14 protein-coding genes are annotated in these 16420 nt (G+C 43.2%); 4 read left to right on the top strand and 10 right to left on the bottom strand.

Annotated elements, in window-relative coordinates:
• Nucleotides 1-14: 14 nt before the first annotated feature.
• The 4 genes from pncB to IE130_RS03270 all read right to left on the bottom strand — a co-directional run bounded on the left by pncB (nt 15) and on the right by IE130_RS03270 (nt 6220).
• A complete protein-coding gene (pncB, locus tag IE130_RS03285) occupies nt 15-1232 on the bottom strand; it encodes a nicotinate phosphoribosyltransferase (protein WP_189581610.1) in 1218 nt (405 codons plus the stop codon).
• Between the two features lie 265 nt (nt 1233-1497).
• Nucleotides 1498-2436: an ATP-binding cassette domain-containing protein gene (locus IE130_RS03280; protein ID WP_189581607.1), complete on the bottom strand. Its 939-nt coding sequence runs from the start codon at nt 2434-2436 to the stop codon at nt 1498-1500.
• A gap of 18 nt (nt 2437-2454) precedes the next feature.
• A complete protein-coding gene (locus IE130_RS03275; protein ID WP_189581604.1) occupies nt 2455-4407 on the bottom strand; it encodes a glycine betaine ABC transporter substrate-binding protein in 1953 nt (650 codons plus the stop codon).
• A 349-nt stretch (nt 4408-4756) separates the two neighbouring features.
• Nucleotides 4757-6220, bottom strand: coding sequence for a coniferyl aldehyde dehydrogenase (locus tag IE130_RS03270; RefSeq protein WP_189581602.1), 1464 nt, complete (start codon nt 6218-6220; stop codon nt 4757-4759).
• Between the two features lie 458 nt (nt 6221-6678).
• On the opposite strand from IE130_RS03270, the gene lipB reads away from it, so the two are divergent.
• From lipB to IE130_RS03255, 3 genes are all read left to right on the top strand, one after another.
• Entirely contained in the window at nt 6679-7524 is an 846-nt protein-coding gene (gene lipB / locus IE130_RS03265; RefSeq protein ID WP_189581599.1) for a lipoyl(octanoyl) transferase LipB, read from the top strand.
• 207 nt (nt 7525-7731) lie between these two features.
• Nucleotides 7732-8262: an inorganic diphosphatase gene (locus IE130_RS03260; protein ID WP_110923013.1), complete on the top strand. Its 531-nt coding sequence runs from the start codon at nt 7732-7734 to the stop codon at nt 8260-8262.
• Nucleotides 8263-8424: 162 nt separating this feature from the next.
• Nucleotides 8425-8889 carry a hypothetical protein gene (locus IE130_RS03255; protein ID WP_189581596.1) on the top strand — a complete coding sequence of 155 codons (465 nt, stop codon included), beginning with the start codon at nt 8425-8427 and terminating at the stop codon, nt 8887-8889.
• A gap of 87 nt (nt 8890-8976) precedes the next feature.
• Here the strand turns inward: IE130_RS03255 and IE130_RS03250 are convergent, their stop codons facing one another.
• From IE130_RS03250 to IE130_RS03230, 5 genes are all read right to left on the bottom strand, one after another.
• Nucleotides 8977-9792: a sulfite exporter TauE/SafE family protein gene (locus IE130_RS03250; protein WP_189581593.1), complete on the bottom strand. Its 816-nt coding sequence runs from the start codon at nt 9790-9792 to the stop codon at nt 8977-8979.
• Between the two features lie 217 nt (nt 9793-10009).
• Nucleotides 10010-10513, bottom strand: coding sequence for a flavin reductase (locus IE130_RS03245; RefSeq protein WP_189582547.1), 504 nt, complete (start codon nt 10511-10513; stop codon nt 10010-10012).
• A gap of 153 nt (nt 10514-10666) precedes the next feature.
• Nucleotides 10667-11695: a methionine synthase gene (locus tag IE130_RS03240; protein ID WP_189581590.1), complete on the bottom strand. Its 1029-nt coding sequence runs from the start codon at nt 11693-11695 to the stop codon at nt 10667-10669.
• A 185-nt stretch (nt 11696-11880) separates the two neighbouring features.
• A complete protein-coding gene (locus IE130_RS03235; protein WP_189581587.1) occupies nt 11881-12933 on the bottom strand; it encodes a DUF1852 domain-containing protein in 1053 nt (350 codons plus the stop codon).
• Between the two features lie 495 nt (nt 12934-13428).
• The gene (locus IE130_RS03230) at nt 13429-14316 is read right to left on the bottom strand and encodes an SDR family NAD(P)-dependent oxidoreductase (RefSeq protein ID WP_189581584.1); all 888 of its coding nucleotides are present in this window, start codon (nt 14314-14316) and stop codon (nt 13429-13431) included.
• 517 nt (nt 14317-14833) lie between these two features.
• Between IE130_RS03230 and IE130_RS03225 the strand changes: the two genes are divergently transcribed.
• A complete protein-coding gene (locus IE130_RS03225) occupies nt 14834-15223 on the top strand; it encodes a DUF1622 domain-containing protein (protein ID WP_189581581.1) in 390 nt (129 codons plus the stop codon).
• 32 nt (nt 15224-15255) lie between these two features.
• Here the strand turns inward: IE130_RS03225 and dusB are convergent, their stop codons facing one another.
• Nucleotides 15256-16293, bottom strand: coding sequence for a tRNA dihydrouridine synthase DusB (dusB, locus tag IE130_RS03220; protein ID WP_189581577.1), 1038 nt, complete (start codon nt 16291-16293; stop codon nt 15256-15258).
• Between the last annotated feature and the right edge of the window lie 127 nt (nt 16294-16420).

The raw sequence follows: 16420 nt of genomic DNA, 5'->3' as shown, positions 1-16420 counted from the left end.
GATAGGCTAATTCTCTATTCAGGTTCATCAACTTCGAAAACTTGGCGCAGATAGGCAAGATAAGTATCATTATTAATCATGGTCTTGCCTGGGCTATCAGACAGCTTAGCCACAGGCTGCCCATTGCACTCAACCAATTTTAGTACGATGTTAATCGGCGTGATGCCCATGTCATTGGTGAGATTGGTGCCAATACCAAAGCTGGTTCTGATACGCTCTTTGAAGTATTGATGCAACTCCCACGCCTTTTCAAGCGTCAAACCATCACTAAAGGTTAGAATCTTTGTCTTAGGGTCTATCTTTAGTTTTTGATAATGAGCAATGGCTTTATCACCCCAGACATAAGGATCGCCGCTGTCATGGCGCAGACCGTCGAAAAGCTTGGCGAAATACAGATCAAAATCACGTAAAAACGCGTCCATGCCAACGACATCGGTCAACGCAATACCCAAATCACCACGATATTCATGTACCCAAGATTCGAGCGCGGCTTTTTGTGAGTCACGCAAGCGTACATCCAATGCCTGAAAAGCTTGCATAAACTCATGCGCCATCGTCCCTATTGGTGTCATTCCGAGCTGCTTAGCTAAATAAACGTTAGAGGTGCCGCTAACAATTTTTGGCTCAGCTTTGTGCAGGGTTTCTACCACATGTGCCTGCCAGCTTTTGCTAAAGCGTCGACGTGTGCCAAAGTCTGCAACGATGAACGGCGGCTTATCTGTACTTTGTTGCTTTGCATACTGATGCAACAGCGCAACCTTGTCATCCAAGCGCCTTTGCCCCTCTTCTATCACGCTAGGGCTCGATAAGGCATTAAAATACAACTCATTGACGATTGCCAGCACGAATACTTCAAAGAACATCGCCTGAATCATTGGCCCTTCGATATCGATCAACAAGCGCCCTTTACTGTCTGTACTGACGGTAATAAAACGGCGCTTAAGTTTAAACAACTCTAAATAATCGACAAAATCAGAACGGATAAAGCGTAACCCACGCAAATATTCCAGTTCATCTTCTAAGAAGCGCAATTCACATAGCATATCTAATTGCTGCTCTAACGACTCTTTAATATCGGCCAGCGGATAGACCGCCTCACTATTATTACGGCAGCGAAACCGATAGACACCGTGGGTCTGCGGGAACTGGTGTAACATGGCTTGTAGCATGGTAAATTTGTACAAATCGTTATCCAATAACGAGGTAATAATGGGTGCAGAAGTGACCGTCATGTTACAACCTTAAACGCAAAAGTAAAAAATCCATATTGCTCAATAGCTAAGCGATACTGACTAAAAGATATCTTGGGGCTTCTAATAATAAATGCTCATGAGCCTTTAAAAGACCGTTCAGTATAACGATATTTGTTGTTTTTTGCAGGCGTGACTACCCCTAGCAGCAAAAATCATACGATGGCAAGCAACGTTTATAAAAACTGCTGCTTAGATTGGTATAACAAAGACGTTTAGAGTGACCTCAACGTGAATAAATCCATTATTAGGCTTTAGCACGCATAAATTGAGCGACATAGTCATCGGCAGGATTGTCTCTTAATTCGCTAGGCGTGCCCGTTTGCACCAAGCGACCACCATTTAAAATACTAATACGCTGACCCACTTTGACCGCTTCATCGATATCATGAGTAATAAAGACAATGGTCTTATTGAGACGGTCTTGTAGCTCAAGCAGCTGATCCTGTAGTTGGGCACGAATAAGCGGATCCAGTGCAGAGAACGCTTCATCCATCAGCAAGATCGGGTTATCAGTAGCTAAGGCTCGCGCCAGCCCTACACGCTGCTGCATACCGCCTGACAGCTCATCAGGGTAGCTATGCTCTATATTGGGCAGCCCTACCTCATTAAGCCAATGACGCGCAACTTCATGACGTGCTTCCACGCTCATCTTGCGGACACGTAACCCATAAGCCACATTTTGTATGACGGTCATATGCGGCATCAAGCCAAAATGCTGGAACACCATGCTGACGGTATTCTGACGATATTGCTGTAACGCCTTATCATCCAATTCTAGAATATTGATAGAGTCGCTTGAGTTGGTATCGTTTATCCCGTCTGTATCAGCGGTTACTGGTGCAGCAGCAGTCGATGAATTTTCTTTTGCTATGCCTTGTACTTTTGACGACAGGGTCTTGGAGTTAATAGTGGTGTCGACCCATATCTTGCCGCTGGTCGGATCAATTAAACGGTTAAGATGGCGTATCAAGGTCGATTTACCTGAGCCTGAGAGTCCCATGATGCAATGCAGCTCCCCCGCTTTAATCGCCAAATTAACATCATAAAGCCCGACTGAATAGCCAGTCTGCTTTTTGACAGCGACACTATCCATACCATCTGCTAGTAGTTTCAACACTGATTGTGCTTGTGACTCATTAGCATTATAAATTTTGCTGATATTCTCTAACTGGATATGATTCATAGCTTTTCTCATTATTGTTTAACCGATAGGACGTTTGCCAGCTTCAATGGTTTTTTGCCGCGCGCGTTTTCCTTGACCAAAAGCTTGGCTAATACGGTCAATGATAATCGCGACAATGACAATGGCCGTACCCGCCTGTAGTCCTTGACCGATATTGAGCGTCTGAATAGATTGCAAGACGTCTTCTCCCAGACCCGGTGCACCAATCATAGACGCCAGTACGACCATGGCAAGCGACATCATCACTGCCTGATTGATCCCCGCCATAATACTGGGCAACGCTTGTGGTAATTTGATCCAAATGAGTAGCTGAAAGTGGGTGCTACCGAACGAGCGCCCTGCTTCGATCATTTCGTGATTGACTTGCGTGATGCCCAATGTCGTCAAACGAATAAGCGGCGGCAAAGCATAAATAATCGTGGCAAATAATGCTGGCACTTTACCAATACCGAATAACATGAGCACGGGGATTAAATAGACGAAACTTGGCATGGTTTGCATCACATCCAATATCGGCGTGACAATTTTTCGGAGCAGACTGCTGCCCGACATAGCAATACCAATAGGAATCCCGATAACCACCGTCACTAAAACTGAGACGATCAATAACGCTAAGGTATCGATTAAAGCGCCCCACAGTCCAAATGCACCGATTAAAAACAGTCCTGCCCCGCAAGCAATGGCAAACCATACTTTGCGCACGCCAAACCATGCCAATACGGTCACCAGACCAATAATTAACCATGCTGGAATTACCGTCAATAGGCGCTCAATAGGCAACAACAAATAGGTCAAAGTGACGCTACTGATACTCCGAAACACATCACCATAATCTCTAACCACAGTCGCTAAGGCTTTATTAAGGGGTGTTTCAAGGGACCATGACGGAAAGCTGGAGGTTAATGCTAGGAAGGCGTTACTTGAGGTGGCGTCATTCAACGGTGTATTGACACTGGTATTGCCTGTGCCATCGTTCGTTAGATTAATACCTAAATTGGCAGCAAGATTTTCAGCGACTTCTTTGGGTAGCCACGCTTGCCAAACGTTTGGATTGGCACGTAAAAACTCAAGCGCCTGTTCATCACCACTGCGCTTGCTTTCACTCATCTCTAAAATTGCACTGTTTAGTTGGTCTGGCGTGAACTGTACTTTTTCAAAGGCACTTGCCAATTCAGGATTGTCATTGATAAAAGGCGTCGATGCAGCAATCTTAAGCGGGGAGACAGGAAAGCCAGAGACACAATCCAAGGTACCATCATCCAGTAACAAGTCTTGCCAGCACTCATCCTTATGGGCAGGGAACGCTAGCGGCGCAAAGTCGTATTTGGCGATGAGCCCCGTTGGCTGCCAATAGTAAAATAGTAGCGGTTTTTTTTGTTCAAATGCGGAGGCAATCTCAGCATCAAGTGCGGCACCCGTACCCGGATGAGCGTTGTTAAAAATCGCGTCCAAGCCAGTATTTTTGAGCAGGCGAGTGTTAAAAATCTCACACGCCCAGCCTGACGGACAATTCATAAACCGTGATTTACTAGGATCTTCTGGATCTTTAAATAACTCTGCGTACTTAGGCAAATCCTGATAGCGGCGCAGTCCCGGATTGTCATCCATGACATATTGAGGGACGTACCAACCTTGAGTCGCACCGCCCTGCAGCGTATCGCCAATGACCGCAACTTTGTTGTCATTGATGGCCTGCTCCATAATCGGTGAGCGCCCAATCCATTGTTCGCCGATGATTTGGATATCGTTTTGCGACAATGCGGTCTCGAGTGCAGGTCCTGCACCAGGTACTTCTTCAATCGTGCAGTCGTAACCACTCTCAGCAATATATTTGAGTATCCCAGTCGTAAACTGACCACTCTCCCAAGTCAGCGCGCCAAACTTGATCGGTGATGCACAAGCGGCTGACGCTGAGACCGGCAGTAACAACACGCTCATACACAGTAAACTTAACGCAATCCATTGGCGCATGGGATGTCCTATATGTCGTTATTAAAATGAGTTATTTCGATGTCAAAGTCAGGTATCAATATTAAGTTATGAACCACTTGGCTGATAGCAAATGTGGACTTAATCTTTATTTCTCATTAGAAATATAAACTTACCATAACTACCGTCTAGTAATATTAAGAAATGTAGCGACATATGAGAATGATTATAGATAACTATTGGCTAGGTTCAGCTTTCCCTTTATGTATAAAAAATATTATAAAGCCATCAAAAATAAATACTATAATCATCAAAATTTTGTTTTTTGGACAAAAAAACAGCACCTACTTGCGTAGATGCCATTGTTATTAAACGGACAATCTCATAGCATTTACTTCATCATAAACGCCATAGCTTTGTTAAATAAGCCGCCATAAGGTGGTAATAGGAAATTCATGCCATTGAGCTTATTTTGTACAAAAACAGGTTTCATATGACTTAAACGCTCAAAACCAGCTTTGCCATGGTACGCGCCTGTACCTGAGTGCCCAACCCCACCGAACGGCAAGTCGTGCTGCACCACATGCAGGATCACCTCATTAATAGCCAAGCCGCCTGATACCGTGTTGTCACGTACTTTTTCTATGTCGCTGTGACGCTCACCAAACACATAAAGCGCTAATGGACGTGGACGAGCATTGACGAAATCGATCGCATCATCGAGCGTATCATAGTGCATCAACGGCAGAATCGGTGCAAACAGCTCGTTTTGCATCACATCACTATCGGGTGCAGGCTCACTGATAATAACTGGTGGCATCAACCGCGTTTCGATATCATAGTCTGCGTCAGTTATCTTATGAATATTTTCACTAGAGACGCCATCTAGATAACCTTTGATACGCTTAAACTGCTCACCATTGATAATACGTGAGTAATCTGGGTTTTCGCTGATGTTTGGATAATGATTTTGCATCCACTCTTTTGCTAAGCCAATGAACGCTTCGTGATCTTTGCGCTGGATTAGGACATAGTCAGGGGCAATACAAGTTTGACCGGCATTCAGCGTTTTACCCATCATCACACGATTGACAGCCGCCTCTAAATTGGCGCCGTCCAATACGATAACGGGTGACTTACCACCAAGCTCCAACGTGACTGGGGTCAAATTAGGCGCAGCAGCAGCCATGACCTTTTTGCCTACTTCGGTAGAGCCGGTATACAATAGATGATCGAAAGGCAGCTTACTGAAAGCGGCAGCGATCTCTACTTCACCCAGTACAACACAAACCATATCGGGCGAAAAGTAATGAGCGATGAGATCTGCAAACACTTGCGCGAACTGCGGTGCTGACTCACTCATCTTAACCATGATTCGATTGCCTGCTGTGAGCGCATCGATGATTGGCCCGACGGCTAAGAACAATGGATAGTTCCATGGCACCATGATACCAACCACACCTAATGGCTGCGGCTGAATCTCATTATGAGCTGGCATGTATAATGCTGAAATAGAAGCGCGACGTGTTTTCATCCATTTTTTGCCATGCTTTTTGGCATGGCTGATACCCGTAAAACTGGGAACAAGCTCCGCAAATTGGGTTTCAGACTCACTGCGATAGCCAAAATCTGCGCTGATCGCTTGAGCAAGGTTGTGTTGGTTATCGCTCAGCATCATCTCTAAGTTGTCTAATTGAGTCTCCCGCGTCGCCCAATCATTTATTGGCTGAGCACGGCTCAATGCTTGCAATCTAGAGAACTGCGCTTGCATCTCATCGATAGTAGTCATAATACTAAGCGCTCTATCGGTACTGGCATGCGCCTGATTAGTGGTGTTCTGATTATTGTCTGTCATGTATCTTCCTTGTCATAAGCGTTAGAGTCAGCACGCTATATTTGATTGATAACTCTATATTTGTCTTTAAGCGCTAGTGGAAATAGCTGCACACGCGCATATCATTATAAAAACTAACAAGATTCCATTCGTTGCTGTTTAATGTAGCGCATTGACTAAGCAATGAACAGTGTCTTTGATTGACTGCTGGGTTTGTATAAAATACGTGTCGGTCACAGAGACAATAGCTGCACTGAATCATCATTTAAAGGATATATCGCCTTTTATAGTCTCTTTAATTATATTCTCTTTAATATTTAGGCTTTATAGTAGGTATCGATTAAAATTGTAGATATCTATTAAAATTTGGGCGGCAATCACAAAAACTGCTACACTCAGCATTGGGGTGTGTTGAACTTTCGCCACCGGTCAAAATTCGCCAATACTTTACACCAGACAACAATAAGACAGTCACGCTTATGCAAAATGTCACGCAGCAGACTCACAATACCTCTCTTCACGATACCCTTCTTACAAAATCGCTGTCGGCCGCCGATTATGTCTCTACCCATGATGCTATGCTAGCGCGCACCTTGGAGCGTATATCACTTAAAAAAGAGCAAGGCTTACGCACGCCTGATGAGCTATGGATTGTCGATCATAATGACGTTTACACGCTTGGGCAAGCAGGTAAAGAAGAACATATCCTGCAACGAACTGACACCCCGATTATCAAGACGGATCGCGGTGGACAGGTGACATGGCATGGTCATGGACAGCTGGTCGTATACTGGCTATTTGATCTGGACAGTATAGGCTGGAGTGTACGCAATCTTGTATCGCATGCAGAGCAAGCGATCGAGGACGTGGTAAATGACTGTCTACAGAACTCATTGTCATCTATCAGTGATAATATCAGCGCCCACGCTCGCCGTGATGCACCTGGTGTTTATTTATATGCAGATACTGATACTGTTGCTGACAATGATGCGCAAGCCCAGAACACTTCTCTGGATGACAAAATCATGCTTGGCAAAATAGCCTCATTGGGTTTTAAGATTAAGCATGGTTTTAGCTATCATGGTATTGCGCTAAATATTGATTGTGATTTATCGGCTTTTAACGCCATCAATCCTTGCGGTTACGCTGGCATGCAAATGCTACGCTTGGCTGATTTTTTGACCATACAAAAAGAGCCAGAGGCGCAAACAGCTCAGCACATGCATAATTCTTTGAGCTATGAGCAAGTGACCCAAAAGCTTATTGATAATATTGCCAAACGTCATGCTGGACTGATTGAGCTACGAGCAATTGCACCCAAGTGATTTTCTGAGGCCATTTTGCATAATCTTTTTTTGCATAATATCTTGCCCGCTTAGACTTAAGCATTATGAGAAAATTCAGACCAAACTTGCTATAATTGCATGCAGCACAAATCGGGCACAGTAATAATCTTACTGCTTGTCCAGCTCAATCCTTTGACTATCATTGATTATTCAAACACTTAAAACAAAAGAAAATTGGAGCATTTTATGGCAGATTTTAACAAAATTTTGGACGCCGGCGACGTAGATGGCGGCATTATCAACGTAGTAGTAGAAATCCCTGCTGGTAGCAGCCATAAAATTGAGTGGAATCGCGAATTGGCCGTATTTGAGCTTGATCGTATTGATCCACAGATTTTTGCTAAACCTTGTAACTATGGCTTTATCCCGCAAACGCTAGACGAAGATGGCGATGAGCTAGATGTGTTATTGCTTACTGAGCAGCCATTACCAACAGGTATTTTCTTAAAAGCCAAAGTAATCGGCGTCATGAAGTTTGTTGATGATGGCGAAGTGGATGACAAAATCGTTGTCGTACCTGCTGATGACCGTGACACAGGCAATGCTTACAACAGCCTAGCGGATCTACCAAAGCAGCTAATCAACCAGTTAGAGTACCACTTCAGCCATTACAAAGACCTGAAAAAACCAGGTAGCACAGTGGTTGAATCTTGGGATGATGTTGCAGAAGCTAAAGAAGTGATCAAAAAGTCTATCCAACGCTGGAAAGATCTATAATTTATCGAAGATTGGCAGAAATGCTGATAAAGATAACTATTAAAATACCGCAGTCATTATTATGATTGCGGTATTTTTTTGCTTGAATCTTGCTGATAGAAAATGGTTATAATGAACCACCGTACGACCTATTCACACTCTCATGTTGTAATAAGGACAATCATGTTTAATCCTGATCCTAGCGCAAAACCAGTCAATACAAAGTTGCCAAAAGCGATCATCATGATGATTGAAAAAAACAATTTGGTGATGGCGATCAAAACATTGGCAGCCGATGAAAACATCAGTATGGATGAAGCAAAGAGTAGAATCGATGCTTATGAGACGGCATTAAAGGTAAAACAACAGCAGAAATTAAATACTATTGCCAATAAGCAAGGTATTCCTAATCAAGCGATCAGTTTTGATAGAGAGCAAGCAGAGGAAGAACCAGATCGTTTAATAAAAAACCGTGTGAAAACCACTCAAACAGATCAAGGATTCAAAAGCCTACAGCGAGGTGTCGACAGCCAGTTGAATGATTTGGGCTATAAAAAACCGCTTTTACCGTATTGGGCAAAGCGGTTGCTAATCATTATCTTCATCATGACAGGATTGTTCTGGATATTGTGGCAAGTATTTGGCTAAATAAAAAATATTGGATTGTCATATTTTCCATAGAATTTTGTATTAATGCATGGCAGCTGCTTAACTATTTTTCTTTATAAGCGGCACTTAGAGCAAGCCTTTATAAAGGAAATAAAACCCTACCACAGTTAATAATATCGCAAAACATTTTTTTAGTAATGCTGGTGATAGTATATGCGCGACTTTCGCGCCTACTTTTGCGGTAAAAAAGCTCATGATACTAATGCCTAAAAAAGCATAAATATGCACAAAGCCAATAGTATTAGGCACATCTACTTGCTGCTGCATGCCAAAAATCATAAAGCCTAACGCACCAGCAATGGCAATCGGTAAACCACATGCTGCTGAGGTGCCGACGGCTTTTTGCATGACCACGCCATAACGCGTGAGATAAGGGACGGTTAAGCTGCCACCGCCGATACCAAAAATGGCAGAAGCGACACCAATAACTCCGCCTGCTGCTAATTGCTTAGGCTTAGACGGCAGTTCTGGATTAATATCATTAGAATGACTAGCGACCTGCTTTTTACCACCGAAAAACATCTTATAGGCGACCCAAAGTAAAAATACGCCAACGATAAGCTGAAGATATAGCCCAGATATTTGCCCTGCTATTCCCGCGCCCAAAAAGCAACCAATCGCTAGACCTGGTGCGAGATTTTTAAAGACCGGCCACATGACCGCGCCCTTTTTATTATGCGCCATGAGCGAGCTAATAGAGGTGACAATAATGGTCGCTAGTGATGTCCCTAACGCCAAATGCATGATATTGTCAGGACTGTAGCCCATTTGGGTAAAGACGATAAATAATAGTGGTACGATGATGGTGCCACCGCCCACGCCAAATAGCCCTGCAGCAAATCCTGCTAGCGCACCAATTATTAAAAAAATGAGTATTTCCACGGGATAGTTACTTCTCGGTTAAAGGATAGTTTTATAGTCGATGCTAAATAAAATGGATACGTTATCTGACAACGTAAAACTGATACAAATTTTTCTAGCTTGCTGTGCCTACGCCGACAGAGGCTACAAAAAATTCATTCCAGTTTTACTGTATTTTCTTTATATTGAGCTGACTATAGTTAGATGACCATTAAATAATCAATGTCAGAAAGTCAGCTTAAGCAATTTCTATTTGACCCACTTGATGATAGGCACGATTAAAATACACCAAACTTTCATCAGTACCACCTTGTGATACGGCGTGCTTAATGGCAACCACACGGCACATAAAGACACTGTGCGTGCCGACTTCTTGAATATCTTGAATTTCACAATCAAAACTGACAAGCGCATCCTCTAAAACAGGCGCACCTGTCGCTAATTGCGTCCAAACGCCCTGTTTAAATCGTTCTTCCGAACTTAATTTGGAGGCAAAGGCATTAGATATTGGCTCATGATGTGCGCCTAATACATTGACACTCAACGTTTTGTTTTCAAGAAAGTGGGCATGTGAGCGAGAGGTCTGATTCATACAGACCAGCAAGGTAGGCGGTGTGTCTGTGACGCTACATACCGCAGATGCCGTAAATCCATGAATACCAGAGCTACCTTTTGTGGTAACCACATTAACGGCACTCGTCAATAGCGACATGGCATCTCTAAAGTCGGTGGCTTCAATCATATCTTTACTCATCGCTGAACTCCTAAATTTGACTATGACTTATCTCTAAATGGCATTAAGACTACTTGATGGCCTACTCACAGTATTTCAATCAAACTGAATAAACAAACTTGATTAGACCTATCCCACCTATTGATAAGTGCGAGCCAGTAACTAAGCGCTCAGCTCTTGACGAATGATTGCCGCGCCCTCGCTCAACGCTTTTAACTTGCCGCGTGCTACCTCGCGAGGCAAAGGTGCCATGCCGCAGTTGGTCGAAGGATAGAGCTTGTCTGCATCGACGAATTGCAGGACTTTGCGTAGGGTATCTGCCACTTCTTCAGGGGTTTCAATAGTATTGGTTGCCACATCGATAGCACCGACCATTACTTTTTTACCGCGTATGAGTTCAATCAAATCCATCGGCACGTGCGAGTTTTGGCACTCAAGCGAGACGATATCAATGCTTGACTGCTGCAATTTTGGAAACGCTTGCTCGTATTGACGCCACTCTGAACCCAGTGTCTTTTTCCAATCATTATTGGCCTTAATGCCATAGCCATAGCAAATATGCACCGCTGTTTCGCATTTTAGACCTTCGATAGCGCGCTCTAACGTGGCGATACCCCAGTCATTGACGTCATCAAAGAACACATTAAACGCAGGCTCATCAAACTGGATAATATCCACGCCAGCCGCCTCAAGCTCTCTCGCCTCTTGATTTAAAATTTTGGCAAATTCCCAAGCCAATTTTTCACGGCTTTTATAATGACCATCATACAAGGTATCAATCATCGTCATAGGCCCTGGCAGCGCCCATTTGATAGGCTGATCGGTTTGCGCCCGCAAAAATTTAGCGTCGTCTACAAACACTGGCTTTTGACGGCTCACCGCCCCAACGACTGACGGCACACTGGCCTCATAACGATCACGAATCTTAACGGTTTTACGATTCTCAAAATCGACGCCATCTAGATGCTCAATGAAGGTGGTCACAAAATGCTGACGGGTCTGCTCGCCATCACTGACGATATCAATCCCAGCATGCTGCTGTTCTTGCAATGTCAAACGTAAGGCATCTTGTTTGGCTTCAAGCAGTTGCTCCCCTTCTAATGCCCAAGGTGACCAAATTTTCTCAGGTTCAGCAAGCCAAGACGGTTTTGGTAAGCTACCCGCTGTCGATGTTGGTAATAATAATTTCATAATTTTTAATCTTCTATAATGTTTATTTTTTTATTTTGGTGTCCAGTGAGGTTATGCTAGGGCGTGTCCTCATTTTAAGTCTCACAATCTAAATGATGACACGCCCTAGCTAGTTGACGATGTTTGGCAAGATTTAACCACTTTTAGCCCATTTAGATCGCTATCGGTTGAATTGAGGACACGCCCTAGGCAGCTTGTTTATCATCAGCGCGTTTTTGCACCGCTTCTTTTTGAAAAGTCTCGCTTGTCACCACATAGTTTGCCGCCCACTCATCAAGGACAGCTTGATACGGTGTGATGAACTCATCTTCCGTAAACTTACCTTGCGTCACTGCCATCTGACTGCGCTCTTCGCGGTCATAAATAATTTGAGTCAGTGAGTAATCTTGGTACTTTAAGCTTGGTTGATACACTTGAGCGGCGGTCGAGTTGGCATTGTAAATTTCAGGTCGATAAATCTTTTGAAAAGTCTCCATGGTACTGATGGCGCTGATTAGCTCAAGGTCGGTGTAATCACGCAACAAATCACCCGCGAAATAAAATGCTAAAGGCGCCACACTACCAGCAGGCATAAAATAGCGCACTGCTAAGCCCATTTTGGAAAAGTACTCATCAGTTAATGACCCCTTGTTCAAAGAGCCGCCATCTTGTCTGTATTCAGCCCCCAATACAGGATGCTGATTGCCCGTACGCTGATAGACTTTACTGCTTGACACACTCAGACAAATCACTGGTTGTTTATCAAAGTTGGCTTGGTAGGCCTCTGAGTTCAATAAATGCTGAAACAGTTTGCCATGCAAATCGCCAAACTCTTCTGGCGGCGCGGATTTTGGATGGTTTGCAAAGTGTTCTGGTAACACAATACTAAAGTCATAATCGCGCACATAAGAGGAGAAGCTATTGCCAATCATACCGTCAATACGCTTGTTTTCCTTATGATCCACAATCGTTGTTTTTAAGGTCTCAATGACTGGGAAGGTATGACCATTACCTTCGATATCCAAATCGGCAGAAATGATATCGACTTCAATAGAATAGCGGTCTGCGGTCGGATTATCCCAATGCGCTAGATCGTTGAAACGATTGTTTATCATGGTTAAAGTCTTGTGTAAATTCTCTTGACGATTCTCGCCACGTGCCAAATTTGCAAAATTCGTCGTCAGACGTGTGCTGTCTGCAGGTTGATAGTTTTCATCAAAACGAATGCTTGAGATGGAATATGTAAATTGTTTATTCATGGTAATCCCCTACCCTAATCTCATTAACTGAGATAAAACCAAATTTCTGTATGGGATGAATCATACCTAAAACATTACATGAATAAAAACGATACTATTTAAATATAACATGAATAAAATTCATTTTGATAATTCTAGAAGCATGAAATAGATTTGGATAGCGGAGGTTTTGATGGCTTACTCAATAAAAAGTTGAGCCTATCAAATCATTTAAATATATCAACTACGAGTATCTAAAACGTGACTTGATGTATGTGTAGAAGCGATCTAAATTGACTAGAGTAAAGAAATAAATATACTGAATTTCAATCCCCATAAGCTGTAATAAAAAGCAGGTGGCGACACATAATGATTTGATCTCACTTTAATAGTAAAGAGCATCAACATAGAAATGCTAAAAAAAACACTTACTTTGTCTACTATTATTTTCAAGACATTAAAAAAGGATACCGCAGTATCCTTTTTTTATTATTCAGAGCTAATAAAAGTTCTATTCTAGTGATGCTCACCAGGAAGAATTCTGGCAAAGGCACGCTGAGCAAGGTTTGGTTTTTTATCAGTAGTCAGTCCAGCGCGGGTACTTGGGAAAATACGATAACCCATCGATTGAATACCAACGTTGATTGCTGGTGCTAACGAATAAGTCGCCGACGCAAATTTGCCCATGTTGCTGGCAATACTGTTTGGTTTATGAACAATCGCTTTTGCGACCATCATCGCCGCTTCATCCGGCATCAGCGCAGGCATGTAACGATATAGCTTGGTTGGCTCAATCATCGGTGTGCGTACCAATGGCATAAAGATATTGGTAATCGTGACATTATCGCCTTTCACTTCAGCAGCCAAGCAGCGACTAAAGGCATCCAATGCCGATTTTGAGGCGACATAGGCGGCAAAACGCGGACTGTTTGCCAGTACGCCAATAGATGAGATATTAACAATTTGACCGGCTTGGCGTTCAATCATCGTCGGCAAAAATCCAAGAACTATTTTGACAGCGCCAAAGTAATTGATATCCATGGTACGCTCAAAATCATGGAAACGATCAATAGATTCGTGCACCGAGCGTCGAATTGAACGACCAGCGTTATTGACCAATACATCAACATGGCCAAAATCAGCCAAAATTTGCTCGCTGACTTTTTCAATCTCATCCATATTTGTCAAGTCACAAGGATAATAACTGGCCTTGCCGCCAAGTTCCTCAATATTCTCTTTTACTATTTTTAGCTTCTCTTCGGTACGTGCTAATAAAATGACATGAGCGCCGCATTCACTAAGCAAAAAGGCTGTACGTTCACCGATACCGCTTGAAGCACCAGTAATGATGATATGTTTGTCTTTAACCGCTTTGCTAATTGCCTTTTTTGAGGGAGTAGCCATAAAAAATCCTTTTTGTTTATTATATTCCCAATAGTGTGCAGCTCTAGAATACCAAAATTACATTGTAATTACTCGAAAAAGTACCAGTAAAATTTGATAAAAATAATTTTGTGAACTACTAGGGCGTGTCCTCATTTTGAAAATGGTCATAAAAACGAGGTAAATGGCAGCCAAACAAGGAAGCTAGCGTAGATAATATCGAGATATCCATCAGCTATAGTCAGTGAAAATCGATATCGATACATCACGTACTGCTGACATCAATTTTTCTTGCTTGCTGTGCCTGCGCAGACAGAGGCTACAAAAAATTGATATCAGCAATACCGACGCGTTTTTAGGATACTTTGACTATATTTGACGATGTTTGGCAAGATTTAGCTATTTTTAACCCATTTAGGCGTTTTCTTTCAGATTGAGTACACGCCCTAGTAAAAGGGCGGCAAATATACCATCCCATTTTTCCAGCTTTTTGGCTATAATTGTTTTTGCAATTTACGCATCATAAGGAGAACACACCTTGGTAGAAATACTGGCTCATTATATTGATTTCATTGCCAAAATCGTTGAAGTCATTGGTGTCCTTATTATGTTCTTTGGACTGCTTTATGCTTTTTATAGAGGCGTTCGTTCAACAGGTCGTTTCACCCATGACACCTATGTCGAGATCAGACAGACGGTTGGCAAGTCCATTTTGTTAGGGCTTGAAGTGCTCATTGCTGCTGACATTATGGCTACTGTCGTTACAGAGCCTACGCTGCGTAGTGTTTTGGTACTGGGGTTTATTGTGCTCATTCGAACTTTTTTAAGCTTATCTTTACAAGTAGAATTAGAAGGTCGCTTTCCTTGGCAACACTCCAAGTCTGTGCCTAAAAAAACATCAAAGACTAAGCATGCTGATGAGTTGTAATCAGTGATTCATAGCCAATAGCTATTTATGCCTTACTCATGAGCCTGTAAAAAAGCCTCGACCACACGAAACTGCCCAACGGTGCTCTCTTCGCCATACATTGCTTGGCGAAAGGCATTAGAGTTTGGAATGCCCGTCGTATACCAAGCAATGTGCTTACGGGCGATTCGGCAGCCGGAGTATTCACCATAAAAGTCATATAGCTCTTGTAAATGCGCCAGTACAATTTCTTTGATTTCGCCAACATTTGGCGCATCAAGACGCTCACCAGTACGCAAAAAATGCTCAATATCACGAAATATCCACGGCTGACCTTGTGCCGCTCGCCCAATCATCACAGCATCACAACCCGTCAATTCATAGACACGCTGCGCTTTTTGCGCGCTATCAATATCGCCATTGGCAATGACTGGAATGCTGATGCTTTCTTTAACCTCACGTATCAGCTCGTAACGCGCCTCGCCAGTATACATATCCTCGCGCGTACGTCCATGAATGGCAATGGCAGCAATCCCTGCTTGCTCTGCTCGCTTTGCAACGCGTAAAATGTTTTCACGCCCATTCTCATAGCCCAATCGTGTTTTTAAAGTGACAGGCGCATCGACAGCATTTACCGCAGCATCCAGCAAACGTGCTACCAAATCTTCGTCTTGAAGCAAGGCAGAACCCGCCAGCTTTCGGCAGACTTTTTTGGCGGGACAGCCCATATTAATATCGATGATTTGTGCGCCATTATCGATCTGATAACGAGCCGCTTCTGCCAGTTTGTTTGGGTCCGCCCCCGCTATCTGTGCAGAAATAGGGGCGATCTCATTATCGAAATTGGCACGGTATAGCGATTTTTTGCGTGCATAAAGCGCGGTATCAGCGATAATCATCTCACTGACGGCATGACCTGCGCCAAATGACTTGCACAAACGACGAAAGGGGTTATCTGTGACTCCTGCCATTGGTGCGACTATCAGACGATTTTCAATCGTCAAGCCGCCGATATTCAGCGGCTGCAATAAGGGATGATCGCTTGCAATCTGCGTTTGCGGAGTCTCAGAGACTGAAATATCTATAGACATAAATAACGGCTTACTTATTAATAAAAACAGGTCAATGAAATCAAGCCGTTATTCTAAGGGTTCATACGCATATTGCAAGCGATTCACTCGAATAACTTGCACCCATAAACATCAGTTTTTAAGCGTC

This window comes from Psychrobacter glaciei (assembly GCF_014652895.1).
GTDB classification, from domain to species: Bacteria; Pseudomonadota; Gammaproteobacteria; order Pseudomonadales; family Moraxellaceae; genus Psychrobacter; species Psychrobacter glaciei.
This window is presented reverse-complemented; position numbering and strand designations above follow the sequence as displayed.

Excerpts from the sequence above, each read along its gene's own strand:
- IE130_RS03235 (WP_189581587.1), bottom strand. The coding sequence starts at position 12,933 with ATGAATAAACAATTTACATATTCCATCTCAAGCATTCGTTTTGATGAA.
- dusB (WP_189581577.1), bottom strand. The coding sequence starts at position 16,293 with ATGTCTATAGATATTTCAGTCTCTGAGACTCCGCAAACGCAGATTGCA.
- IE130_RS03255 (WP_189581596.1), top strand. The coding sequence starts at position 8,425 with ATGTTTAATCCTGATCCTAGCGCAAAACCAGTCAATACAAAGTTGCCA.
- IE130_RS03280 (WP_189581607.1), bottom strand. The coding sequence starts at position 2,436 with ATGAATCATATCCAGTTAGAGAATATCAGCAAAATTTATAATGCTAAT.
- IE130_RS03245 (WP_189582547.1), bottom strand. The coding sequence starts at position 10,513 with ATGATTGAAGCCACCGACTTTAGAGATGCCATGTCGCTATTGACGAGT.
- IE130_RS03260 (WP_110923013.1), top strand. The coding sequence starts at position 7,732 with ATGGCAGATTTTAACAAAATTTTGGACGCCGGCGACGTAGATGGCGGC.
- IE130_RS03230 (WP_189581584.1), bottom strand. The coding sequence starts at position 14,316 with ATGGCTACTCCCTCAAAAAAGGCAATTAGCAAAGCGGTTAAAGACAAA.
- IE130_RS03240 (WP_189581590.1), bottom strand. The coding sequence starts at position 11,695 with ATGAAATTATTATTACCAACATCGACAGCGGGTAGCTTACCAAAACCG.
- IE130_RS03270 (WP_189581602.1), bottom strand. The coding sequence starts at position 6,220 with ATGACAGACAATAATCAGAACACCACTAATCAGGCGCATGCCAGTACC.
- pncB (WP_189581610.1), bottom strand. The coding sequence starts at position 1,232 with ATGACGGTCACTTCTGCACCCATTATTACCTCGTTATTGGATAACGAT.
- lipB (WP_189581599.1), top strand. The coding sequence starts at position 6,679 with ATGCAAAATGTCACGCAGCAGACTCACAATACCTCTCTTCACGATACC.
- IE130_RS03275 (WP_189581604.1), bottom strand. The coding sequence starts at position 4,407 with ATGCGCCAATGGATTGCGTTAAGTTTACTGTGTATGAGCGTGTTGTTA.